This is a genomic window from Cypionkella sp., assembly GCF_030652235.1.
Taxonomy (GTDB): Bacteria; Pseudomonadota; Alphaproteobacteria; order Rhodobacterales; family Rhodobacteraceae; genus Cypionkella.
The window spans coordinates 141,909-165,148 of the sequence record NZ_JAUSBA010000010.1; the positions used below are offsets into that span (position 1 = coordinate 141,909).

The following is a 23,240-nucleotide window of genomic DNA, read 5'->3' on the forward strand; positions in this document are numbered from 1 at the left end:
ATGGCACTTCATACCGTTGCCGTACTGGCGGATGTGCATTTTCACGATCCGGCGGGCGATTTCGGTGGCGCGGGGATTTTGGCAGACGGTGTTCGGCTTGCCCTGCGCAGTTGGGCCGATACGCGGATTGCGGCGCGGGCGTTTAACGAAACCGCTGGGGTGCTACGCGCTGCGCTGGAGAAGATCGCGGCGGCTGGGGTGCGGCATGTGGTGCTGGCGGGGGATTATTCTGACGACGGGCAGGCTGCGAACATTTGGCGGCTGGTTAATGTGTTGGAGGGGTTTGAGCAGCGGCACGGGCTGCAGTTTTATGCCATTCCCGGCAATCATGATCTGTATGGCCCGCATGGCAAGCATGTGACAACGCGGTTTGTCTCGGCACCAGGGCAAACCATGATGGTGACCAGCGATGCGGAACAGGCAGAGGTCGGGGCGATTGTGACGCCCGCGATGCGTTGCGGCGGGCAGCCTGCGGCGCTGCTGCCGATGGCGCGGTTTGGGCTGTTTCGCCAGCCGGAATATCTGCACTGGGAAAGCCCGTTCGGGCTGGATGATCGGCCCGAGGCGCGGATCTATGAGGCGGTTTCCGCTGATGGCTCGGCGACGCAAAGGCTGATGGATGCGTCTTATCTGGTGGAGCCTGAGCCGGGGCTGTGGCTGTTGATGATCGATGCCAACGTGTTCGAGCCGCGCGCGGGGCGGCCCGATGCGACCCGTAAGAAGGCGTTCATTGGGCCGTCTGATGCCGGGTGGAATGCAGTGCTGCGGGTCAAGCCGTTCCTGCTGGATTGGATCGCGGATGTGACCGCGCGGGCGCAGGCACTGGGCAAGACACTGGTGGCCGTGTCGCATTATCCGGTGCTGGACCCGTTTCAGGATGTGGCGGGGTCGGAACGGGCGTTGTTTGGGGAAACCGCGATTGTGCGGCGCACCCCCGGCCCACAGGTGGCGCAGGCGTTGATCGCCGCCGGGCTGCGCTGGCATATGGGGGGGCATATGCATGTCAATGCCACCACCAGCACGGCGGATGGGCGACTGACCGATCTGTCGTTGCCGTCGCTGGTGGCCTTCCCTGCGGCATTTAAGATCATTCGTGCCGGCACCGACGTTGTCAGCGCCGAAACGATTTCGCTGCAGGATGTGCCGACTGATCCTTGTATTGCGGCGGTTTACACGGCGGAGGGTCGGCAAGGTGAGGCCTTGCCGCTTGGCGCATTGTTGGCGGCGCAGCGGCGGGCGCATGTGCTGGAGCGGCGCTTGGTGCATGATTGGCCGCCCGTGGTGCGGGCGCTGGTGATGGACCGGGATGCGGGATTTCTGGTGGAATTGGCCGGGGGAGAGGTTGCGGCATTTGCAGGGCGGCACGGGCTTGATCTTGGGTTGATTGTCGCCTGCCCGCTGGCCGATCTGATCGCCGATGCTTATCTGATCAAAGTTGCCGGGCCTTTGGCTGGGCGCTGGATTGTGGCTGACAGGCTGGCTTTGTGCCGTGCACTTGCGGCGGATTATGGCGATGCCAGCGCCGATCCTGCACAAGGCCCGCGTGGGTTTTTGCAGCGGTTTTTGTCGGTGCTGAAGGTGTCATTGGATCGGGTGGACGTGGAGGACGGCCCTATTCTGCTGGCTGCGGCAGGCTTGTCGCGCGCTGGGCCACCAGAATATCCAGCGGCTGACTGAGCCCACGAATATCGACGGTTTGCGGCAGGGTTTTTTCGGTCGCCTCAAGCTCTGACAGCGCCAGCGCATAGGCAGAAACCGCCACTTGTACGCCTAGATCCTTGGTCTTTTGCTCCAACCGGCTGGCAATGTTCACTGTCTCACCCAGGGCGGTCAGGCGGGCGACGGTTTCGGTGCGATGCGCGGCACCGATGCGGCCCAGAATGGCGGGGCCGGAATGGATGCCGATGCCCATCGATAGCGGCACGCGGAGTTCTTCATGCAGGCTTTGATTGAGGCTGTCGAGCACGCCGCCCATGGCGCGGGCGGCCGCGATGGCGCGGCGCGCACCTTCGGCCGGAGTGGTCTCCATCCCGAAGATTGCCATGATGCCATCGCCCATGAACTTGTCGACAAAACCGCCGCTGTCTTCGATCGCCTCAGCCATGCGGCCTAGAAACTGGTTCAGCACGAACACCACATCGAAAGACAAGCGCCCCTCGGACATTTTGGTAAAGCCGCGCAGGTCGCAGAACAGCAGCGTGACTTCGCTTTCAACGCCCCAATGGTATTTGTCAACGTCGCCGGATTGGCCCGTCTCTAGGTTGGCGGGCAGCAGGGTTGAGATGGTCAGATCGGCGGTCGGGCGCAACTGGCAGGCCAGCCGCACATTCGCGGGCGCACCGACACGGCGCAGCACTTGCTGCTCGGTCAGCGAGGCCGGGGGCAGTTGATCGAGCCCTTCCAGCACGCGGACCCGGCAGGTCGAACACCGCGCGCGGCCACCGCAGACAGCGGCATGCGGGATGCGGTTCATCTGGCTGATTTCCAGCACCGAAAGCCCGCGCGCTGCTGAAATCACCGGGCCAAAAGTATAACGCACCCGAACTCGCGCGCCCATTTTGTTGCCCATCTGCAGCAGCGTCCAGCCCCCGACCGCAGCTGCCAATATCGCAAAGTAGCTGTAGGAACCCAGCAGGAAATTTTGTTGCATCTCCGCGTATTGTGCGGCGTTGAACGGGCTGGAGACGCCGCCGCGCAACTGAAGTATTCGCCCCGCCGAGACATAGCCCGCATAGGCCAATGACGGGATCAGCACGGCCAGTGCATTCATCGCCCAAAGGTTGCGGCGATACCACGGCTTTCGCGACAGCCACATGTGGAGGCCAATACAGCCATGTATCCAAACCAGCGTTATCAGCAGCGCCAGCCGAACACCCTCACCCGGCCACATCGCCCAGAGCGCATATTTGTAGCTATCGGTGACGCCGAACCACTCATGCGCGCCCCGGGTGCCAAGCACATGTCGGATCAGCAGAATCGGAATCATCAGCCCGAACAAAAGCTGCACCACGCCTCGGGTGCCGATACGCCATGTCTGCAGGCGCACGAAATGCGCGATACCCAAGCCGACATGCACCAAGGCGGCGAGACACAGCACCAGCGTTCCGATCAGGCTGCGGGTTATGAACAGGCGCAGGTCTTGCCCAGCCTGCATCGCCTCAAGCGAGATCAGCCCAAGTGCATGGTTCAGCAAATGCGTGGTGGCAAAAGTAAACAGCACCAGGCCCGACCACAGCCGCAACTGTGCGACGCTTGGCCGAGAGCGTCGCCACAACCGGCGCGCTCCTCTGCGTCGCGACTGCGCAACTTTGTTCATGTCAGAGCCCGACACGCGTGCGTCTGATCCGCGGGGAAGATGGAGGGGCAAAAGGTTTGCATCTTAGGCCAGAATCACAAGATCAACGGGAGCTGCAAGTCCAGCCACGTCTTCGCCGTCACGCCGCAGCACGGCGGGATTAACATAGCCCTGCGCCTCGGCGCGGCTGTGGGTGCTGGCGTCGGTCAAAGCCCGCGTGCTCTGGGCTTTGTTGGCGCTTTCCAGTTTCGACGCCAGATTGACGGCATGGCCGATCACTGTGAACTCGTAGCGGCCTTGCGAGCCGACAATCCCCACGGTGACATCGCCTGATGCCACCGCAACACCGGTGGCAAAGCGGCCCGGCCAGCCCAATGCCGCGAAATCGTCCTGCCGCGCATCCAGTGCGGCAATCACCGCTGAGGCCGCACGCAGGGCATCTGCCGCATAGGTTTCGCCCGGCTGAACGGCTCCGAACGTCGCCAAGATGCCATCACCCATGAATTTGTCGATTTGGCCGTTGTGCTGTTCAATTTCAGTCAGGGTGATCTGCTGGTAATGCGCCAAAATCCGCATCACCGTTTCCGGCGGCAGCGAGAGCGCGGTTTTCGTAAAGCCGCGGACATCGACAAACATGATGGCAGCCGCGCGGATCTCGCCTTGGCCAGCGCCGGGCATTTCTGCGGATTGAGTGATCATATCGGCCACTTCGGGCGCGAAGAACTGGCTGAGATCCTCGGCTGCGGCATGGCTTTGAATGGCATCAAACAGCACAGCGCGCGCGCGGAACAAAGCGAGGGTCAGGATAAGCGTCACGCCGAGCAGCGTGATCACCTTGTCGATCTCGGCTCCGATCAGGATGGTGTTTGAGGTCAGGTATTCAACATAGTTGCGGGTGACATGCATGTTGTTCATGTCATAGGTCAGCGCGTAAAGCACCATCAGCGTCCAACCCGATGCCGCAATCAGCCCCGACATGAAAACATAGCGCGGATCAAAGCGCAGCGCGCGCAAGGCGATGAAAAAAAACAGATAAATCATCGTTGGCGATTTGAGATAGAAGGCGGGCGGCTGCTGATACTGAATGTGGAAGGAAAAGATCATGGCGCACAGCAGCCCGACATCGACCACCATCGACAGCAGCAGATACCAGCCGGGCAGCACCATCCGATACGACAGAAACAGCCGAAACAGGGTAAACACCAGATAGGCGGCCAGCGTCAGCGGCACGAAATTTTCGCCCGCAGTGCCCTCGGCGCGGGGTGCTATCCAATACAGCAGGGTCATGAATCCGACGATGCTTAGCTGCGCCCAACTGATGGTCTGCTCTGCTGCGGTTTCACGGCGGTCAATTTCGGCCATGACACGGGCGGGGACGGATTCGCCATGCGGGTCGCCTGTCCAGATATAGACGACAAAATCGCGGAGAGAGGCGGGAATGTAGGTCACGATAGCTTCCTTCTTTCCGCATTGGCCGTCTGATCTGGGAAATGTGATCTTGGAAAGATGTCGCTTTTAGCCGGTTTTCGCATCACAAAAAAGCAACATTTATGTAAGCAGAGCCAGTGTGCAGAAAGGGTGATCTGCCATCGCGCAAGATGCGTCTCAGATATCAATCACCTGAAGGTCACGCCCGCAGAACGCGCCCGGAAACTGGCGTTTTGCAGCGCGCTCGATTTTGCTTAATGCGGCGTCGGTCCGGTTGAAGCTGTGGTGAATGAAGCCCACTTGTTTCGCCCCCGCTGTCTGCGCCAAACGCACCGCCTGCTGCCAAGAAGAATGACCAAAGCCTTTGAAGGTCGCCATTTCTTCATCCAAGAAAGTGGCGTCGTAGAGAAACAGATCCACCTTGTCGATCAAGCGTAGCACGGCGGGGTCCAAAGTGCCGGGTTCGTGTTCGGTATCGGTGATGATGGCAATCGAGCGACCGCCAAACTCTACCCGATACCCCACGGCATTGCCGGGATGATTGAGCATCCCCGTGCGGATCGTCACGCCGGGGTAGGGGGTCAGCACATCGCCTGCACTGAAATCCCGCGCATCAATCCTGGCGCTGCAATAGTCGGGCCCAATGGGGAAGAACGGCTTGCGCATGAATTCCGACAGCATCTGCCGGGTGGTCATCGCAGGCCCCATATGGCCAGACCACATCTTGAGCTGTGACTGGCCGCAATACATCGGCTTAAAAAATGGCAGACCGCAGACATGGTCGTAATGGGTGTGGGTGAAGTAGAGGGTGAGTTCCTTGCAGCCGTCAGCAGCGAGGGCCTGCCCAGCCGCCAAGGCCCCACTGCCAGCGTCGAACATGATCACATGCTCGCCGCAGCGCATTTCGATACAGATCGTGTTGCCACCAAACTTCTGAAACTGACGGCCGCTGACGGGTAGGCCGCCGCGTGCGCCCCAAAGCTTCAGCTGAAACTTCGACAGCGCGGTCATGTGCCGGGCCTGCTCGAAAGCCACCCGCTGCAATACCGTGGACATGGGCCAGAAGCTTTTTCATTGCCGCGCATCGCCAAGATCAGACTTCCCCAGATCGCTGATATACAGAAGGATAGGAAGCATCGCGACAAGATGCGAGGCCCGATTGCGGGGCAGGTCGAAAAGAAAAGCCTGCTTGGGTGCAGAATGCTGGGCAGTTTTGTCCAAAGCATGACTTTTTTCCGTGCCAGACTTGGGCTTTGATCAGCGCTTGGAGAGGGCGGCGACCCGACTGCGCGCCTCAGACAGCTCTACCGTGGTCTGGCTGAGACGATTTGCCAGCACGCGCACCACCTCGATGGTCATTTCCGGGAAGTCGGACATCAGTTTGAAAAAGTTGTCCTTGCTGATTCGCAGGGCCTCAACCGGGGTTGCGGCCTTGATCGTCGCGGTGCGGGCCACGTCACACAGGATGGCGATTTCGCCAACGATAGCATTCTCTTCAAGGTCAGCCACTTTGATAGGCCCGGTTGGGCCATCAACGATTACATCGGCACGGCCAGCCAGCAGCACAAACGCCGCATCGCCTGCGTCGCCTTGGTGAAACAACACCTCGCCGGCGCGGTAGGACACCCGTTCTGATGTGAAGGCTAGCAGTTTCAGCTTTGCCGGAGATACTCCGGCAAACAGTGGAACCTGCTTCAGCATTTTGACTTCGTCATTCAAGAGCACGTCGTCACCTTCCCACTTATGCAACCGCTGGATAGGCCTAGCCCTTAGACTATGCCGACATCAGTTCCTTGAAGATACCATTCTTTTGTAAAAGTTCTGCATGAGAGCCGTCTTCGACTAGTCTTCCACGCTCAAAAACTGCCACCCGATCAAACAACTGCGCAAACTTCGCATTCGAGATTACCCAAGCCACGGCGGGCGTACGGCCCTCTTTGCGCAGATATTTCAGCGCGGCAATCAGCACCTGTTCTTGCGTCCGGGTATCCAGCGCCGACAGCGGGCGGTTGAACAGATAGTAATCTGACCGCCGGATCAACGCCCGTGCCAAGGCGAGTTTCTGTCGCTGCACTGAGGTCAGCCGCTTGCCGCCTGCGCCGATGTGGAAGTCGAGCCCAATCGACAGCAGCGTATCATAGATGCCCAATTCGCGCAGTACCCCGCCTGCCACCGCATAGATGCGTTCAACGCCGTCGCGATATTTCTGGCTGATGCGGCCACACAGCATGTTGTCGAGCAAGGTACCGGAAACCATGTATTGCTCGGGATCGTAAAACTCGATCGCGTCTTTCAGGTTGGCCGGAAGGCCTTCGTTGAAAGCCGTTCTGAACGCCACGATCTGCGCCATCAACTCGGACGAGAGCAGACCAAAACGATGCCGCGGCTCGATGTAGTCAAAGCTGAGGCGGATCATCATCGTGCGGTCGCTGTCGGTGATGTTGGAAGAGTTTTTATCCATTTTTTTCAGAAGCATGGCGTAGACGGGAATATCGTCTGATTTCATGAAGGTCAGCTGTTGGAAGAACGGATGATCCGGCGGCAAGTCGCTGAACAGTTCGATGGCGTTGCGGGCAATTTCGGTGCCCATGCTGAACAGGGTGTCAGCCAATCCGAGCTGTTTCAGAACGCTTAAGAAATACGGGTTATTGATGATTGCACCCGCCATCAATTCGGGCGTGCGGGCATTGCCGAACAGCAGGTTTTCGATCACCGTCGCTTCGGTATTATAGGTACCGGGTTCAAACGGTTCGATCAGCCGGTTCAGATCCGCTTTGGTCAACGCATCGCGCAGCACCCGGCGCATTTCGACGGTTTTGGCGGCAAGATCGCCATGCTCGGCCAGATTGACGTGGGACCGCAACGCAAGATCGAACATATCGCGGGTCAGCGCCACGGCGTCCAGTGCAGCATAGACTGACGGCATCAGAGCCGCCTGATCCGCTGCCCCCTGATGTTCAAAGTCGATCCAGTCGGAGTGAATGTCGAACTCGGGATTGCCCGCCCAAACGGCCTCGCGCCGCTCCCATTGACGTTGCGTCAGAGCCGCACCTTCGATCACACGGTCGGTGATCGGGGCGTGTTTTAGCCCGTAAAGCAGGTTGTCACGCACGGTTCCGAAGAAGAAATAGGCATCGGTGCCCGCATAGGTGATGGAGCGGCCGCTGATTGATTCGGGCAGGCTGTGCAGATCAGCGCTGCCCGCATTGATCTGGCCCTGCGTCGGCCAGACGATGCGCGCCAAGGCCTCGGCCAAAATGTCAGCGCCTGATCCGGCGTTGCCGATGATGGCGACCGTCTCACCCGGCATCAGGGTGAAATTGACCCTGTCCAGCCCGACGGCCCCGGTGTCATCGGTCACGCCCAGATTGACCGCTGCGAGGGGACCGCTCATTTTACCCTCTGCACGTTCCGCCGATACTGCCTGAATCTCGGGTTCCAACAGGCCATCCACCGCGAACTGCCCGATCACCAGATTGTATTTGATCTGCACGTCCTGACGGTTCTGATCCCAGTCGATCAATTCTTTCAATGGGCCGGGAAGATCCTTATACGCCCCGATCACCGCCACCAGCTGCCCGATATCCAACTGGCCTTGCAGCGCCAGATAACCGCCGATGCTGTAGAACAGGAACGGCGTCACCGAGGCGAGGAAGTTGTTGAGGAACTTCACCAAAAATTTCCACTGATAAATGTCGAAGCGGATTTTGTAGATCTGCCCCAGCCGCGATGAGATATCGGCGCGCTCAAAGTTTGAAGTGTCGTACGAATGGATGGTGTGGATGCCGTCAACGATCTCGCTGACGCGACCGGCGAGTTCGCGCGCGGTCAGTTGCCGCTCGCGCCCCAGCACCAGCAATCTGCGACGCATGCGGGGGATGATGAAGGCCTGTACCCCGACCAGTGCTGCGGTGATCAGGCCCAGTGGGATGCTTTGCACGAAGATAAACACAAGCGCCATGATTGCCTGTCCGCCGAGCAGAGCGGGGGCGACAAAGGCATCACCTGTAAAGCCGCCGAGCGGTTCGACCTCGTCTTTCACCATGCTGGAGATTTCCGCGCCCTTCAGACGTTTGAAGGTGGCGGGCGGAAATCGCAGAATATGATCGACCAGCGTGAAGCGGATGCGGCGCAGCAGACGTTCGCCCAGACGGCCTTTGTAGGTGTTGATGTAATATTTGAAGAGGCCGTTCACGATCACCAGCAGCAAAAACACTCCGCTGAGCGCAAACAGGGTGTTCAAGCGGTCGAGTTGAATGCCGTCAAACAACGTGACAGTGCCCAAAATCGGCAGATCAAACGCGATCTGCATGAATGTCTGCACGGCTGCGGGATCAGCAAAACCATCGCCCTGTATTGGCCCGTTCACGATCTGCTTTGGCAAATTGAGCGACAGGAAATAGGGGATCATCGAGAGCGCCACGATCATCAGCACCCAAAGCTGTTGGCGTTTGGTGTGGGTCCAGATGTAGCGCGAAATATTGGGGTCCAGCATGGCGTTAAGGCCCTCTACAGATCGGTCGGCACCTTGATGAAATACCTAAGGTGCAAAGGGTCATATCGTGCCAACCAGAATGGGGGTCAGGGTCAAGCAGAGCAGTGTCAAAAATCTGTCGTGCTGGCACTCAACGCCAAGCACGGTTGTGAGGCAAGACGTTTATCATTGCGCGCCGGCTGGTTGCAATGCTGCTTTGGCCTTCATCTGGGTTGCAGCCTGTGCATAGCCGCCCGCCGCGCCGTCAATGAAGTGCATGTGATCATGTGCCCGCAGCGACGGCACGATGCAGGTGACAAGCGCCTGATCTTGCTTGTACAGGCCGAACTGGCAGATGCCCGAGGCAGCAGCAGAGTCGAGCAGGGCTTCGATTTCAGCAAGCCCAGCGGCGTTGATATCAATCGTCATCTTCAAGCCATCGTCAAATTTGCGAAAGTCAGTGTTGCGGGTCATTTGCCGCACATAGTCGCGGGCATTGAATCCACCAAGCGTCAGATTGGTGCGGTAGAGCAGCACAGTCATAAAGATCGCCACCATCACTTTGATTCGGGCCATTAGGCGTTTGCCGCGTGGGGCGTGGGCCTTAGTCTCGGACGCGACACCACCCAAACTTAGGTGCGGCACCGGGCCTTCGGGCGGTAGCGGGTTGCCCAATCCGCCCGCTTTATTGGCCACCGACACCACGCTGGCCACCAGAGACCGGAAGGCATCGGGGTGAGCGGTTGGGCTGGGTACAGCGATGATCGACACGATCTGACCATTGCGCGAGGCGACGGGGTTCCAGCGGCAAGACAGCCCAGACAGATCGGGACGGCTGCCGGGTTCAGCCATCGGCACGGCAAAACGACCGCGCTTCATCTGCATTTCGGCCCAAGCCGCTCCACCGCCCGCGAACATCGCGAAGGTCATCTCGGGGCTGGCCTGAAACCGCGCGATCCGCACATCATGGCCCGCCGCGCGCACCTCGGCCAACGGCACCAAGGCGGTGCGCATGTTCAGCCCCAGATCATCCTCGATCCAACGTGCCACAGCCGCCAGCGCCACGCTTGCCGCAGCAATGCCGTTCGGGGGCACTGCGATCACCGCGCCGTCGCCGCCAAAGACGAACGGATAATCACTGCCCTCTAGCACATTCAGCACCGCCGTGATCACTGAGGCCCCGGCCATGTTGACGGATTTATATTTGCCATGCGCAATCGCCTCGGTCGAGGACACAACATCGGCCACCGCCAGCGCCCAGCCTTCGGGCAGCGATCGGTAGCGTGTCAGATTGGCTACATCTTCAAACTCGGCGAAGACCGGCAGATCTGACAGGAAAACGGAGGCGTTGTGACCGGACATCGTAGCAATCTAGCATGATTTTTGCAGGATACAGGTGCCATAAATGCACTTTTTCTCTGCTGGGTCACACGCCTTCGTGTGGCTTGCATCGGGGTTGGGCGAAGGGCGACAAAGCTGCCACGGTCTGACTATTTCAGAACTGGTGGAGTCGATTTCAACACCCGGCGTTGTATTTTGATTGCAATACGCCAGAACTCTCGCATGCAATGGCTTTGCTAAGCAACCGGATCCAGCATGATCCACGCCACAGGACGGAATGGGTCAAAGCGGATGACACGACAAGAACTTGGCATCGGCATGGATTTGCTGCGGGTAGAGGACGTGAAAGTGTCCTTCCCGCTGGCCACTGGCCAAGTCGACGCGCTGAAAGGTGTGGGGCTGCGGGTGCTGCCCGGCAAGATTACCGCTTTGGTCGGTGAGTCGGGTTCGGGCAAATCGGTGCTGGGTCAGACCATCATGGGGCTTCAGCCGGATTTTGCACGGGTCAGCGGCCGCGTGCTGTTGACCGACCCCACGGCGCCGGGCGGCAAGGTTGAGCTGCTGGGCCTGCCGCGCGATGGACGCCTGATCCGCAGCGTGCGGGGCCGCAAGATCGGCATGATCTTTCAAGAACCGATGACCTCGTTTTCGGCTTTGCACACCATCGGCAATCAGATTTCCGAAGCGTTGCGTATTCACGAGCCGGTTTCGGTCAAAGAACAGCGTGAACGCTCGGAAGAAATGCTGTCGTTGGTTGGCTTTACGAAGCCCAGCAAAGTATTCGACATGTATCCGTTCGAGCTTTCGGGAGGGATGCGGCAGCGGGCGATGATCGCGATGGCGCTGATTTGCAGCCCGCAGTTGTTGATCGCAGATGAGCCGACCACTGCGCTGGATGTGACCATTCAGGCGCAGATTCTGACGCTGCTGCGCGATCTGCAACAGCGCCTGAACATGGCGATCCTGCTGATCACCCATGACCTGGGCGTCGTTGCCAATGTCACCGATGAGGTCGTGGTGCTGTATCAAGGCCGCATCATGGAATCCGGCCCGGTGGACGATATTTTCCGCCGCCCGCAGCATCCGTATTTAAAGGGCCTGATGGCCGCGATCCCGCATTTCGGCATGAAGAAAGGCGAGCGTTTGCGACCTTTGCGCGACATTCAGATCAACCGCGACAAGCTGATGACGGCCATCGGCGGCGCGCAACCTGCGCCCATAGCTTCTGCGCCAGAAATCCTGCTGTCGGTCCGCAACCTAAGCAAAACGTACCAAACCCGCGATCAGGCTTGGGATATTCGCAAATCCGCAAAACCTGCTCCCGCTGTCGATGGCGTCAGCTTTGACATCAAACGCGGCGAATGTCTGGGTCTGGTCGGCGAAAGCGGTTGCGGTAAAACCACCATCAGCAAGATCCTGATGCGCGCCGTTACGCCCGATGCGGGCTCGGTGATCTATAATGATGGCTCTGGCCCGGTGGACGTTCTTGCCGCCAAGGGCGACGATCTGCAACGCTTGCGCACGCAGATTCAGATGGTGTTTCAAGACCCGGTGTCGTCGCTTTCGCCGCGGATGACTGTTGGCAACATCCTGTCCGAACCTTTGGACATTCACCGCCGCGGCACCCCGCCCCAGCGCCGCGAAACCGTTGATGCCCTGCTGGGTGCTATCGGTCTGGGCCAATCCGCCCGCCACCGTTATCCGCATAGCTTTTCAGGCGGGCAGCGTCAGCGTGTCGGAATTGCGCGGGCTTTGGCCTTGGCTCCGGGGTTGATCGTCTGTGACGAGCCGGTGTCAGCGCTGGACGTTTCGGTGCAGGCGCAGATTCTGAACCTGTTGAAAGATTTGCAGAAAGATCTTGGCCTGACCTATCTGTTCATCTCGCACAACCTCGCCGTAGTGGATTACATGGCCGACCGCGTCGCCGTGATGTGGGCCGGCTGCATCGTGGAAATCGCTGCGCGCGAAACCATCATGACCGCGCCTGTGCATCCCTATACCAAGGCGCTGCTCGCCGCCGTGCCTTACCCCGATCTGGATCGCCGCTTGGATTTTGCGACGTTTGAGGGCAACACCGCCCTGACCAGCGCCAACTGGGCTGCCGCGTTTCGGGCCGAGCCTGATGCCCAATCCGACCTTGCCCCGCTTGATTTGGGGGGCGGCCATTTCGTCTTGGCCCGCAAATCCGCTGATAGAAATGATCTGAAACCATGATCACCCGTCGCACCGCCCTCTCGCTGCTCGCCTCGGTCGCTTTGCCCACGGTCACCTACGCGGAATCGCCGTTTTTCGCCGCCGACGTGAAGATGGGCAATATCGCGCCGCTGGCCGAACGTCTGCCGCGCTCTCCCCGCGTCATTGACCTGCCCGCGATGGGCCGCACCACGGGCCGCCTTGGTGGCAGCGTGCGGATGCTGATCAGCGGCCAGCGCGATGTGCGGCTGATTCCGATTTATGGCTATTCCCGGCTTGTTGGTTATGACGCGGGCCTGCAATTGGTCTCGGATATTCTAGAAAGCTTTGAGGCGGTTGACGGCCGCGTCTTCACCCTGCATCTGCGCGAAGGCCATCGCTGGTCCGATGGTAGCCCCTTCACGGCGGAGGACTTCCGCTATTGCTGGGATGATATGATGAACAATGCCGATCTCTATCGCGGTGGCCCCCCGGTGGATCTGATCGCCAATGGCAAAGTTGTCGAATTCAGCGTGATCGACCCCGTGACGGTGCGCTACACCTTCGCCAGCCCGATGCCAGATTTCCTGCCCAAACTGGCCTCGCCGCTGCCGCTGATCCTGTATGTGCCGCAGGCCTATATGAAGCAATTCCACGCCAAGTATCAAACACCGGAAAAGCTGGCCGAACTGATCGAGCAGAACCGCGTCGATGATTGGCAAGGCCTGCATGCGAAAATGGGCCGCTCGATCCGCCCGGAAAACCCCAGTCTGCCGACGCTAGAGGCGTGGCGTCCGCGCACTGCACCGCCCGCCGAGCAATTCGTGTTTGAGCGCAACGCTTATTTCCACCGTGTCGATCAGACAGGCCAGCAACTGCCGTATTTTGACCGCATTATTCTGGATGTCGCCTCGGCTGATATTATTCCAGCCAAAACCGCGACTGGCGAAAGCGATCTTCAAGCGGGTGGCATCAGCTTTCCCGATTACACCCTGATGAAGCAGGCCGAAAAGCAGCACCCGCTGAAAGTCTCGCTGTGGCGGCGCACGCAAGGATCGAGCGTCTCGCTGTTTCCAAACCTGAACTGCAAAGACCCGGTCTGGCGTAAGCTGTTCCAAGACGTGCGGATGCGGCGGGCTTTGTCGGTGGCGATCAATCGGCATGAGTTGAACAAGGTCAACTTCTTCGGTTTGGGACGCGAAAGTGCCGACACAGTGCTACCCGAAAGCCAACTCTACCGCCCCGAATACGCAAGTGCTTGGGCGCAATATGACCCAGATCTTGCCAATGCTCTGCTGGATGAGCTGGGCCTGACCGAACGCGGCGGCGGCAATATTCGCATTCTGCCCGATGGCCGTCAGGCGGGCATCGTGGTGGAAACCGCAGGCGAAAGCAGCCTTGAAACCGATGTGCTGGAATTGATCGTCGACCACATGCGTGATGTCGGCATCGCCCTTTATATCCGGGCCAGCCAACGCGATATCTTCCGCAGCCGCGCCATGGGCGGTGAGGTGCAAATGTCGGTGTGGGCGGGCCTTGATAACGGCGTGCCCACTGCCGACATGGCCCCCGATCAACTTGCCCCCACCCACAGCGACCAGTTGCAATGGCCGGTCTGGGGCAGTTGGTATATGTCGGCTGAAACGGCAGGCGAGGCCCCCGATCTGCCCGCCGCCTTGCAACTGGTCAGCCTGCTGAAACAATGGCGCAACACCACCACAACCGTCGCCCGCGCCGAAATTTGGGCGCAGATGCTGACACTTTGGGCTGATCAGGTGTTCTCCATCGGCACTGTCAACTCTGCCCCGCAGCCGATCGTGCGCGCGGCCCGGATGCGCAATGTGCCAGAAGATGCGTTGTATGGCTTCACGCCGACTAGTTTCTTGGGCGCCTATATGCCCGACACGTTCTATTATGCGCGGGAATAACCCATGATCCGCTACATATTCATCCGCACGCTGGCGATGATCCCAACGCTGTTCCTGATCTCGGTTCTGGTGTTTTTCATCATCGAATTACCTCCCGGCGACTACTTTGAAAGCTATGTGTCCGAGTTGCGATCCTTGGGCGAATCCGCCGATCTGGCCGAGATTGAAATGCTGCGCGAACGCTATGGCTTCGATCAGCCGCAGGTCATTCGCTATATCTGGTGGGTCGGCGGCATGTTGCACGGCGATTTCGGCTATTCATTCGAATACCGCCTGCCCGTCAGCGAAGTGGTGGGTGACAGGCTTTGGCTTACCGTCCTTTTGTCAACGGTCACCATCCTGTTCACTTGGATCATCGCCTTTCCCATCGGCATCTATTCCGCCACCCACCAATACAGTTGGGGCGATTATGGGCTGACCTTTCTGGGCCTGTTGGGCATCGCCGTGCCCAACTTCATGCTGGCCTTGGTGATGATGTATTTCGCCAATATCTGGTTTGGGGTCTCAATCGGCAACATGATGGACCGCCAGTTTCTGAACGAGCCGATGAGCATGGCGAAGCTTTCCTCGATCATGTCGCATATCTGGATACCCGTGGTGATCATCGGCACCGCTGGCACCGCCAGTATGGTGCGCCGGTTGCGTGCCAACCTGCTGGATGAGTTGCACAAACAATATGTTGTCACCGCCCGCGCCAAGGGTCTGCATCCGCTGAAAGTGCTGGTGAAATATCCCCTGCGCATGGCACTGAATTTTTTCATCTCGGACATCGGATCAATCCTTCCGGCGATGATTTCCGGGGCCGAAGTCACCGCCATTGTGCTGTCGCTGGAAACCACTGGGCCAATGCTGATCCGCGCCCTGCAAAGCCAGGATATGTATCTGGCAGGCTCGTTCCTGATGTTTCTCGCCTTTCTCACCGTGATCGGCGTGCTGATTTCCGACATCGCGCTAACGTTTCTTGACCCCCGTATCCGGCTTGGTAAAGGCAGCAGCAAATGAGCGATCTGCCGAACCAAACCACCGTCTTGCCCGCCCCCGGTGCGCCCATGACGCATTACGTCTCGGACGCGCCGTTTGATCCCTATGAGGCCGAAAACGCCGCATCGGCCCAAAGCAAATTCGCCGAAGCCTCGCAACTGCAACTGATGTGGTGGAAGTTTCGCAAGCACAAAGTAGCCCTCTATTGCGGCATCTTTCTGATCTTGATGTATGCCTCGATCTTCATCAGCGAATTTCTTGCGCCCTACGCGCAATCCGCCCGCAACACCGATTTCATCTATGCACCGCCGCAGGCAATCCACCTGTTCCACGATGGCAAATTCGTCGGCCCCTTCGTCTATGGCCGCAGTCAAGTGCTTGATATGGATACACTTCAGCGCATCTACACCCGCGATCCGACAGATGTGCAAAAACTGCGGTTCTTCTGCGAAGGCGACAATTATAATTTTTGGGGCATGATCCCCGGCAACACCCATCTGGTTTGCCCTGCCGAAGACGGCCAGTTTTTCTTGCTCGGCACCGACCGTCTGGGCCGCGATGTGCTGTCGCGCATCATCTACGGCGCGCGGATTTCGCTGACCATTGGCATCTTCGGCGTCACCATGAGCTTCATTCTCGGCATCGTGATCGGCGGTCTTGCGGGCTATCACGGAGGCTGGTTCGATGCGGTCACCCAGCGCATCATCGAGGTGCTGCAATCCATCCCCTCTATCCCGCTGTGGATGGCCCTCGCCGCGATCATCCCTGTGACGTGGAGCCCGATCCTCGTCTACATAGGCATCACCGTGATCCTTGGCCTGCTGGACTGGACCGGCCTTGCCCGTGGAGTGCGGTCTAAACTGTTGGCCTTGCGCGAAGAAGATTATGTGCTGGCCGCCCGCCTGATGGGCGCAGGCAGCGCCCGCATCATTGGCCGCCACATGATCCCCGGCTTCATGTCACACCTGATCGCCTCTGCCACCCTGACCATCCCCGGCATGATCTTGGGCGAAACCGCGCTTAGCTTCCTTGGCATCGGCCTGCGCGCGCCAATCTCTAGCTGGGGCATCCTGCTGACCGAGGCCCGCAGCGTCAACATCATCGCCCTCTACCCATGGCTGATGTTCCCAGTTATTCCGGTGATCCTTGTGATCCTTGCTTTCAATTTCCTCGGCGACGGGCTACGCGATGCCGCCGATCCTTACAAATGACCAGTCCCTACAAATGAACCGCACCAACCCGAGGTTACCTGAATGAAGCACCCGTTGGATAATGCGCGGATTCTGATGTATAGCCACGACACGTTCGGGCTTGGCCACCTGCGGCGCTGCCGCACCATCGCGCACGCTTTGGTGCAGGAATACAGCGGGTTGATGGTGCTGATCGTCTCTGGCTCGCAGATCGCCGGGGCGTTTGATTACCGCGCCCGCGTCGATTTCGTCAAAATCCCGAGCGTCATCAAGCTGCGCAATGGCGAATACTCTTCGCTGTCCGAGCATATTGACGTGCATGACACCATCAAAATGCGCCGCTCGATCATCCGCCACACCGCCGAAAGTTTTGCCCCCGATATCTTCATCGTCGATAAAGAACCGATGGGCCTGCGTGGTGAGATTGAGGAAACCCTCGCTTACCTGAAATCCAAAGGCACCACACTGATCCTCGGTCTGCGCGAGGTGATGGACGCCCCCCGCCTTCTTGATGCTGAATGGAAGCGCAATGATGTGATGGGCAAAATTGACCGTACCTATGACCATATTTGGGTCTATGGCCCACCCGATTTTTACGACCCGCTGACGGGCCTCGATGTCCCGCAATCGGTGCGGGATCGGATGGAGTTTGTCGGCTTCCTGCAACGCCGCTCGGCGCAAGAAAAGCTGTCCGATCAACGCCGTGACAGTGATTATCTGCTGGTCACCACCGGCGGCGGTGGCGACGGTGCTGATCTGATCGACAACGTGATGAACGCCTATCTGCACGACCCAAGCCTGACCCAAAAGGCGCTTGTGGTGCTGGGCCCCTACATGCCCGCCGACCAGCGCACCGAATTCCTGCGCAAAGGCCAAGCGATTCCCCAAATTGAGGTGATCGAATTTGACACACGCATGGAAGAACTCATCGCAGGCTCGGCTGGCGTCGTCGCGATGGGCGGCTACAACACCTATTGCGAGATTCTGTCCTTCGACAAACCCGCCCTCATCGTCCCCCGCACCACCCCGCGTGAAGAACAACTGTTGCGCGCCACCCGCGCTGCGGAACTTGGCATGATCGAAATGCTGCTGCCCGAAGAAGCCGCCATTCCCGCGCGCATGGCCGCCGCCCTGCGCGCGCTGCCGCAGCGCCCGCATCCATCAGATGCTGTTCCCGGCTTGCAACTTGAAGGCTTGACCAACATCGCGCGCTTGGTCGGCGAAGACCTGACCGCCCGCGCCGAAAATCCCGGCACCCTGCGTTTCGCAAAGTGAGTCCAACCCGGCCCCACCCCGAGCTTAAAAAACGTCTGGTCGTTGTGGTCAAAGGCTATCCCCGTCTATCAGAAACGTTCATCGCGCAAGAATTGCGCGGGTTGGAACTGGCGGGCCTTGATCTTGTCATCGTCTCGCTGCGCCATCCCACCGACAAAAAACGCCACGCCGTCCATGATGAAATCGCAGCCAATCTGCTGTATCTGCCCGAATATCTGCATCGCGAGCCACTACGCGTTCTGCGTGGCCTTTGGGCCGCGCGCCGTCACGCCGGTTTTTGGCCCACCCTGCGCGGCTGGCTGAACGACCTGTCCCGCGATCCCAGCCGCAACCGCATCCGCCGCCTTGGACAAGCCGCCGTTCTGGTCGCCGAATGGCCCCAAAATGGCGCATGGCTGCACGCACATTTCATCCACACCCCGGCCTCGGTCGCCGATTATGCGGCCCGCATCCTGCACATCGGTTGGACCGTCTCGGCCCATGCCAAAGACATCTGGACCTCGCCGGATTGGGAGCTTTCGGCCAAACTGTCCCGTGCCAAATGGGCAGTGACATGCACCGAAATTGGGCATAAAAAACTGCAATCATTAACCAAAACTCCAGAAACCGTGCATCTTAGCTATCACGGCCTGAACCTGGACCGCTTCCCACCCTTTACCGAAACCCGCCCAAACAAAGACGGCAAAAACCCCGCCGATCCGGTGCAAATCGTCAGTGTCGGCCGCGCTGTGCCGAAAAAGGGCTACGACACGCTGCTGCACGCCCTCGCCCTACTGCCAGCCGACCTGCACTGGCGGTTCACGCATCTTGGCGGTGGTCCAGACCGCGAAGCCTTGCAAGCCTTCGCAGAAACCCTTGGACTCACCTCCCGCATTCACTGGCAAGGCTCGGTTGATCAAGCCGAGGTTCTTGCCGCCTACCGCGCATCGGATCTGTTCGCCCTCGCCTGCCGCATCACCCCCGACGGCGACCGTGACGGTCTGCCCAACGTGCTGGTTGAAGCCGCGAGCCAAGGCCTCGCCTGTCTCTCGACCAATATATCCGGCATCCCAGAGCTGTTTCGCAACGCTGAAAACGGCTGGCTCACCCCGCCGGATAATCCCGAAGCCCTCGCGGCAGCCTTACAAACCGCCATCACCCAACCCGACCTGCGCGCCCAGTACGGTCGAGCCGCCGCCGCCCAAGTCCGTGCAACGTTGGATTACCACCATAGCGTTAGCCAACTCGCCGCCCTGTTCGCCGCCGAGGGCATCCAGCCATGGCCAAATGACCCATGACCACAAAAGTCTTCTTCTACGTTCAACACCTTTTGGGCATCGGGCATCTTGCGCGTGCCAGTCGCATCGCCCGCGCGATGATCGACCGGGGGATGAACGTCACCCTTGTCACCGGCGGCTTGCCGGTTGCAGGCTTCCCTGGGCCCGGCATTCCCCATATCGCCCTGCCACCGATTGCAGTATCGAACAGCGACTTTTCCGGTCTGCTCACCGCCAGCGGCCAGCCTGCCGACGCCACGTATCTAAATGCTCGCAAGACCCAACTGCTTGCCGCCTACCGTGCCATCAAGCCAGACATTGTGCTGATCGAAGCTTTCCCCTTCGGCCGCCGCCAAGTCCGTTTTGAACTTCTCCCGCTGATCGACGCCATTGACGCCAGCCATCCGCGCCCGGCCTTGGTCAGCTCGGTGCGTGACATTCTGCAACGCAAAGTCAAACCGGGCCGCACTGAGGAAACCGTCGCCCTGATCAACCGCGCCTTCGATCTGGTCTTGGTCCACGGCGACCCCAGCTTTGCTGCGCTTGAAGACAGCTTCCCGCCGACTGATCAGATCAAACACAAAATCGCCTATACCGGTCTTGTCTGCCCGCCCGCACCGCTACCACCCGCCGAGCGGTTCGATGTGCTGGTCTCTGCGGGGGGGGGGGCCGCTGGCAAACAACTGATCACCGCCGCTGTCGGTGCCGCCCGCCTGCTGCCAGCGCTCGCGAAATGGCTGATCATCACGGGCCCGAATTTGCCACAGCCAGATTATGATGCCCTCACCGAAAACCAACCCACAAACATCACTCTCACCCGCTTTCGCCCCGATCTCGCCAGTCTGATGCGGGGGGCCAAGCTTTCTGTCTCACAGGCGGGCTACAACACCGTCGCAGATATCCTGATGGCCGGATGCCATGCCTTGCTGGTGCCCTACGCCACCGCAGGCGAGACCGAACAAACCGACCGTGCCGCGCTGCTGGAAAAGATCGGCCGCAGCCGCAGTCTGACCGAAGCAGCCCTTACCCCCGAATCCTTGGCAACCGCGATCCAAAACGAAATCGCCAGACCGCTGCCTGCGCCAGCGCTAGAAATCAGCGTGGATGGTGCCGCGCGCAGTGCCGAGATTTTGTTGGACTTCGTGAAGAAAAGCGCGCGCGGCTAATCCCAGCCGCTTTGCCCGGTTGGACGTGCGCGACGTGGCGGCGGTGAACATGTCAATCGGCGTTCGTCCTCGGCGAGAGCTGCTGGTATATGCCGCTGGTATCGCTCGCCGCAACGCCGAGTTTTATGAGGATACTTTTGCTGAAGTGCTGGATGTGACCCTCACCCCGCAGATGCGCCTTGCCCGCGTAGCACGGCCCTTGCTGGCGCGGCAGGGCGGGGCGATTATCAACATTGCCTCAATGCTTAGCCATCTCGCAGATGCGTCGGTGTCCGCCCACTGCGCATCAAAAACTGGGGTGCTGGCCTATGCTTAGGGGCGTGAAGGTATTCGGGTGAACGCGGCTGCTCCCGGCCACCAAGAGACCGACATGACACGATCGCTCTGGGAAGATCCGGTCGCTGCGGCACGGATCGAAGCCCGCACGGCGCTTAGGCGTTGGGGTAGTGCTGCTGATCTGGTTGGGGCGGTGATCTTTCTCGCCTCGCCTCGTCCGCAGCAGCTTATGTCACCGGGGCGTGCCGTGAGGTGGATGGTGGGTTCCTGTCGGGCGGCCCGCTGATGCAAGGCGGCGCGAACCCGCGCTGCCCCGCATGCAATTCTGCTGCGCTTACTTAGCGGGCGCGCAATTCTGCCACTCGTGCCACAGCGGCCCTGGCGTTCGCCGCGATCTTATCCCAGTTACCCGCTGCGACATCGGCTTTTGTCGCAATCCAAGTGCCGCCAACCGCCCGCACTTCGGGCAGGGCCAACCAATCCCCCACATTGTCCATTGTCATGCCGCCCGTGGGGTTAAGGCCGATGCAGATATCGGCATAGGGCGCTGCGATGGTCTTCAGCATGTTCGGGCAGCTTGCTGGCATTGCCGGAAAGAATTTGACCATCGTGCATCCCATTCGCAGCGCCGCCTGCAAGTCGGTCGGTGTCATGATGCGAGGCGCAAACGGCAAGCCAACTTTGGTTGCATGCGCAAGTACAGCGATCTTAATTCCCGGCGACAGCGCAAAACGCGTGCCGGCGGCCAATGATTGATCCACCTGATCCTCGGTCTGGTCTGGTCTGGTCTGGGCCGTGCCGGACTTCAGCACCCTCATCCGCCCATTGCCCGGCAGGTGAATGGAACATTCACCGAGAGGAGCCAGAAGACCCTGAAGGTCCACATCCCCTATCGCGGCTCGCAAGGCTCGTTGCATCTGCTGATCGACAGCACCGGGCTCAAGGTCGAGGGTGAAGGCGAGTGGAACGCCCGCAAGCACGGCGGCACGAAGCGTCGTGTCTGGCGCAAGATCCACATGCGTTGCCCGAGAGGGGGAATTGACGAGCAAACCTTGGAGATCCGGGCTGCGGAGTTCACCACCAGCGATGTCGGCGACGCGCCCATGCTGCCCGAGCTTCTCGACCAGATCCCGTCAGTTCAGGAGATTGCAAGCGTCACCGCCGATGGTGCCTTCGATACCCGCAAGTGCCACGATGCCATCGCCGCCCCAGGTGCCGCCGCGATCATACAGCCTGGAAAAACGCCAAGCCCTGGAAGCCCGACACCGCAGGGGCGATCGCGCGCAACGAAGCCCTGCGCGTATCACGCGGCTTCGGTCGAACCCTCTGGCGACGATGGAGCGGCTATCACCGCCGAAGCCGCGTCGAAACCAAGATGCACTGTATCAAACTGCTCGGCCAGCGACTGGCCGCGAGGGACTTCGATCGTCAGGTCGCCGAGTTCCATGTGCGTGTTGCCGTCCTGAACGGCTTCACTGCCCTTGGCATAGCCGCCCCTGAAGCCGTGGGATAAGTCGCAACGGGAAAAGGGGAAATCCGTCCATCACCTGATTGAGGCAACAGAGCCTGTTCACTTCCTCAAGCTGCTTAAGGCGTCAGGCATCCGACACGTCCATGCCGCCATACTTCGCCCGCCATTTAATGGGATGGACGCCTCTCCTGCCAATGGTAACATTTGGCTGAGAGATGCCGCCAAGATGGGAGAAGAAGATAGTAATTGCTTGCGTGGGTATCGATTTGGCGAAGAGCGTGTTCCAGATGCACGGTGCCGATTCCAAAGGGCGGCTGATGATGAGCCAGCGCTTGCGGAGGGATCAGGTGTTGCCGGAGGTTGCGAAGCTTCCGGCTTGTGTGATTGGGATCGTGGCTTGCACAGGGGCCTTCTTCTGGCAGCGTCAGTTTGAGACGCTCGGCCACACGGTCCGGATCATTGCGCCGCAATACGTGAAGCCCTTCGTCAAGCATCAGAAGAGCCACCGAAACGACGCCGAAGCGATTTGCACGGCGATGCGCCAGCCGAATATGAAATTCGTACCGACCAAGAACGAAGTGCAACAGGACATCCAGGCGCTTCATCGCGCTCGCAGCCGTTTGGTCAACCGCCGCACCGCGCTTGTCAGCCAGATGCGCGGCCTTCTGTTGGACCTTGGGGGGCACCATAGGCGTTTCAATCAGCCGGGCCCTGCGTGCCATCCCGAAGATTATTGCCGACCCTGGTAACGGCATGACCGCAATGACACGGGAGATCATTGCAGAACTCTATGAGGTCCTCGGCCAGATAAATGGGCGTATCAAGACTTTCGACCGCAGTCCTGAAGCCGTCTTCCAAGCAAATGCCAGCTGCCAACGCATCGCGCGCCTCTGTGGCGTTGGTCCAAAGACCGCAACGGCGGTGATCGCCGCGCGACTGGCTTTGGCAGTGCGGAAAACTTGACTTATCGCGCGGTCAAGGCATGTC

Annotated in this window: 17 protein-coding genes and 2 pseudogenes; 12 read left to right on the forward strand and 7 right to left on the reverse strand. The window is 59.7% G+C overall.

Annotated elements, in window-relative coordinates:
- The gene (locus tag Q7V03_RS02720; RefSeq protein ID WP_304924073.1) at positions 1-1,677 is read left to right on the forward strand and encodes a metallophosphoesterase; all 1,677 of its coding nucleotides are present in this window, start codon (positions 1-3) and stop codon (positions 1,675-1,677) included.
- Here Q7V03_RS02720 and Q7V03_RS02725 read toward each other — a convergent pair.
- The 6 genes from Q7V03_RS02725 to Q7V03_RS02750 all read right to left on the reverse strand — a co-directional run bounded on the left by Q7V03_RS02725 (position 1,613) and on the right by Q7V03_RS02750 (position 10,559).
- Positions 1,613-3,274 carry an adenylate/guanylate cyclase domain-containing protein gene (locus Q7V03_RS02725; RefSeq protein ID WP_304924074.1) on the reverse strand — a complete coding sequence of 554 codons (1,662 nt, stop codon included), beginning with the start codon at positions 3,272-3,274 and terminating at the stop codon, positions 1,613-1,615. The two genes, Q7V03_RS02720 and Q7V03_RS02725, sit on opposite strands and share 65 nt — an antisense overlap.
- Positions 3,275-3,379: 105 nt before the next feature.
- Entirely contained in the window at positions 3,380-4,744 is a 1,365-nt protein-coding gene (locus Q7V03_RS02730; RefSeq protein ID WP_304924075.1) for an adenylate/guanylate cyclase domain-containing protein, read from the reverse strand.
- A 156-nt stretch (positions 4,745-4,900) separates the two neighbouring features.
- Positions 4,901-5,779: an MBL fold metallo-hydrolase gene (locus Q7V03_RS02735; protein WP_304924076.1), complete on the reverse strand. Its 879-nt coding sequence runs from the start codon at positions 5,777-5,779 to the stop codon at positions 4,901-4,903.
- A 201-nt stretch (positions 5,780-5,980) separates the two neighbouring features.
- On the reverse strand, positions 5,981-6,424 hold the full coding sequence (locus Q7V03_RS02740) for a Crp/Fnr family transcriptional regulator (RefSeq protein ID WP_235815622.1): 444 nt from the start codon (positions 6,422-6,424) through the stop codon (positions 5,981-5,983).
- Between the two features lie 73 nt (positions 6,425-6,497).
- Positions 6,498-9,218, reverse strand: coding sequence for an ABC transporter ATP-binding protein (locus Q7V03_RS02745; RefSeq protein WP_304924077.1), 2,721 nt, complete (start codon positions 9,216-9,218; stop codon positions 6,498-6,500).
- 165 nt (positions 9,219-9,383) lie between these two features.
- A complete protein-coding gene (locus Q7V03_RS02750) occupies positions 9,384-10,559 on the reverse strand; it encodes a DUF3095 domain-containing protein (protein ID WP_304924078.1) in 1,176 nt (391 codons plus the stop codon).
- A gap of 270 nt (positions 10,560-10,829) precedes the next feature.
- Here Q7V03_RS02750 and Q7V03_RS02755 point away from each other — a divergent pair, with 270 nt between their 5' ends.
- The 8 genes and pseudogenes from Q7V03_RS02755 (at position 10,830) to Q7V03_RS02790 (ending at position 21,068) form a co-directional block, all read left to right on the forward strand.
- A complete protein-coding gene (locus Q7V03_RS02755; protein ID WP_304924079.1) occupies positions 10,830-12,752 on the forward strand; it encodes an ABC transporter ATP-binding protein in 1,923 nt (640 codons plus the stop codon).
- Positions 12,749-14,638, forward strand: coding sequence for an ABC transporter substrate-binding protein (locus Q7V03_RS02760; RefSeq protein WP_304924080.1), 1,890 nt, complete (start codon positions 12,749-12,751; stop codon positions 14,636-14,638). Before Q7V03_RS02755 ends, Q7V03_RS02760 begins: the two co-directional genes overlap by 4 nt.
- Before the next feature lie 3 nt (positions 14,639-14,641).
- Complete coding sequence (locus Q7V03_RS02765; protein WP_304924081.1) at positions 14,642-15,640, forward strand: ABC transporter permease; 999 nt, start codon at positions 14,642-14,644, stop codon at positions 15,638-15,640.
- Positions 15,637-16,830, forward strand: coding sequence for an ABC transporter permease (locus Q7V03_RS02770; protein WP_304924082.1), 1,194 nt, complete (start codon positions 15,637-15,639; stop codon positions 16,828-16,830). The genes Q7V03_RS02765 and Q7V03_RS02770 overlap by 4 nt, the downstream gene beginning before the upstream one ends.
- Before the next feature lie 42 nt (positions 16,831-16,872).
- Positions 16,873-18,084, forward strand: coding sequence for a glycosyltransferase family protein (locus Q7V03_RS02775; protein ID WP_304924083.1), 1,212 nt, complete (start codon positions 16,873-16,875; stop codon positions 18,082-18,084).
- On the forward strand, positions 18,081-19,361 hold the full coding sequence (locus tag Q7V03_RS02780) for a glycosyltransferase family 4 protein (RefSeq protein WP_304924084.1): 1,281 nt from the start codon (positions 18,081-18,083) through the stop codon (positions 19,359-19,361). Before Q7V03_RS02775 ends, Q7V03_RS02780 begins: the two co-directional genes overlap by 4 nt.
- Positions 19,358-20,506, forward strand: coding sequence for a glycosyltransferase family protein (locus Q7V03_RS02785; protein WP_304924085.1), 1,149 nt, complete (start codon positions 19,358-19,360; stop codon positions 20,504-20,506). Before Q7V03_RS02780 ends, Q7V03_RS02785 begins: the two co-directional genes overlap by 4 nt.
- Before the next feature lie 25 nt (positions 20,507-20,531).
- Positions 20,532-21,068 (forward strand): annotated as a pseudogene (locus tag Q7V03_RS02790) (SDR family oxidoreductase).
- Positions 21,069-21,120: 52 nt separating this feature from the next.
- On the opposite strand, the gene Q7V03_RS02795 reads toward Q7V03_RS02790, so the two are convergent.
- A complete protein-coding gene (locus Q7V03_RS02795) occupies positions 21,121-21,594 on the reverse strand; it encodes a bifunctional 4-hydroxy-2-oxoglutarate aldolase/2-dehydro-3-deoxy-phosphogluconate aldolase (RefSeq protein ID WP_370651063.1) in 474 nt (157 codons plus the stop codon).
- Between Q7V03_RS02795 and Q7V03_RS02800 the strand changes: the two are divergent.
- The 3 genes and pseudogenes from Q7V03_RS02800 to Q7V03_RS02810 form a co-directional block, all read left to right on the forward strand.
- Positions 21,563-22,295 (forward strand): annotated as a pseudogene (locus tag Q7V03_RS02800) (IS5 family transposase); the annotation flags it as partial. The gene Q7V03_RS02795 and the pseudogene Q7V03_RS02800 sit on opposite strands and share 32 nt — an antisense overlap.
- A gap of 224 nt (positions 22,296-22,519) precedes the next feature.
- Complete coding sequence (locus tag Q7V03_RS02805; protein WP_304924087.1) at positions 22,520-23,002, forward strand: transposase; 483 nt, start codon at positions 22,520-22,522, stop codon at positions 23,000-23,002.
- A gap of 4 nt (positions 23,003-23,006) precedes the next feature.
- A complete protein-coding gene (locus Q7V03_RS02810; protein WP_304924088.1) occupies positions 23,007-23,216 on the forward strand; it encodes a hypothetical protein in 210 nt (69 codons plus the stop codon).
- Positions 23,217-23,240: the final 24 nt, after the last annotated feature.

Bases quoted from the DNA above. Each gene is read 5' to 3' on its own strand.
- Q7V03_RS02720 (WP_304924073.1), top strand. From the start codon at position 1: ATGGCACTTCATACCGTTGCCGTACTGGCGGATGTGCATTTTCACGAT.
- Q7V03_RS02735 (WP_304924076.1), bottom strand. From the start codon at position 5,779: ATGTCCACGGTATTGCAGCGGGTGGCTTTCGAGCAGGCCCGGCACATG.
- Q7V03_RS02740 (WP_235815622.1), bottom strand. From the start codon at position 6,424: ATGCTGAAGCAGGTTCCACTGTTTGCCGGAGTATCTCCGGCAAAGCTG.
- Q7V03_RS02745 (WP_304924077.1), bottom strand. From the start codon at position 9,218: ATGCTGGACCCCAATATTTCGCGCTACATCTGGACCCACACCAAACGC.
- Q7V03_RS02750 (WP_304924078.1), bottom strand. From the start codon at position 10,559: ATGTCCGGTCACAACGCCTCCGTTTTCCTGTCAGATCTGCCGGTCTTC.
- Q7V03_RS02755 (WP_304924079.1), top strand. From the start codon at position 10,830: ATGACACGACAAGAACTTGGCATCGGCATGGATTTGCTGCGGGTAGAG.
- Q7V03_RS02760 (WP_304924080.1), top strand. From the start codon at position 12,749: ATGATCACCCGTCGCACCGCCCTCTCGCTGCTCGCCTCGGTCGCTTTG.
- Q7V03_RS02765 (WP_304924081.1), top strand. From the start codon at position 14,642: ATGATCCGCTACATATTCATCCGCACGCTGGCGATGATCCCAACGCTG.
- Q7V03_RS02770 (WP_304924082.1), top strand. From the start codon at position 15,637: ATGAGCGATCTGCCGAACCAAACCACCGTCTTGCCCGCCCCCGGTGCG.
- Q7V03_RS02775 (WP_304924083.1), top strand. From the start codon at position 16,873: ATGAAGCACCCGTTGGATAATGCGCGGATTCTGATGTATAGCCACGAC.
- Q7V03_RS02785 (WP_304924085.1), top strand. From the start codon at position 19,358: ATGACCACAAAAGTCTTCTTCTACGTTCAACACCTTTTGGGCATCGGG.
- Q7V03_RS02810 (WP_304924088.1), top strand. From the start codon at position 23,007: ATGACCGCAATGACACGGGAGATCATTGCAGAACTCTATGAGGTCCTC.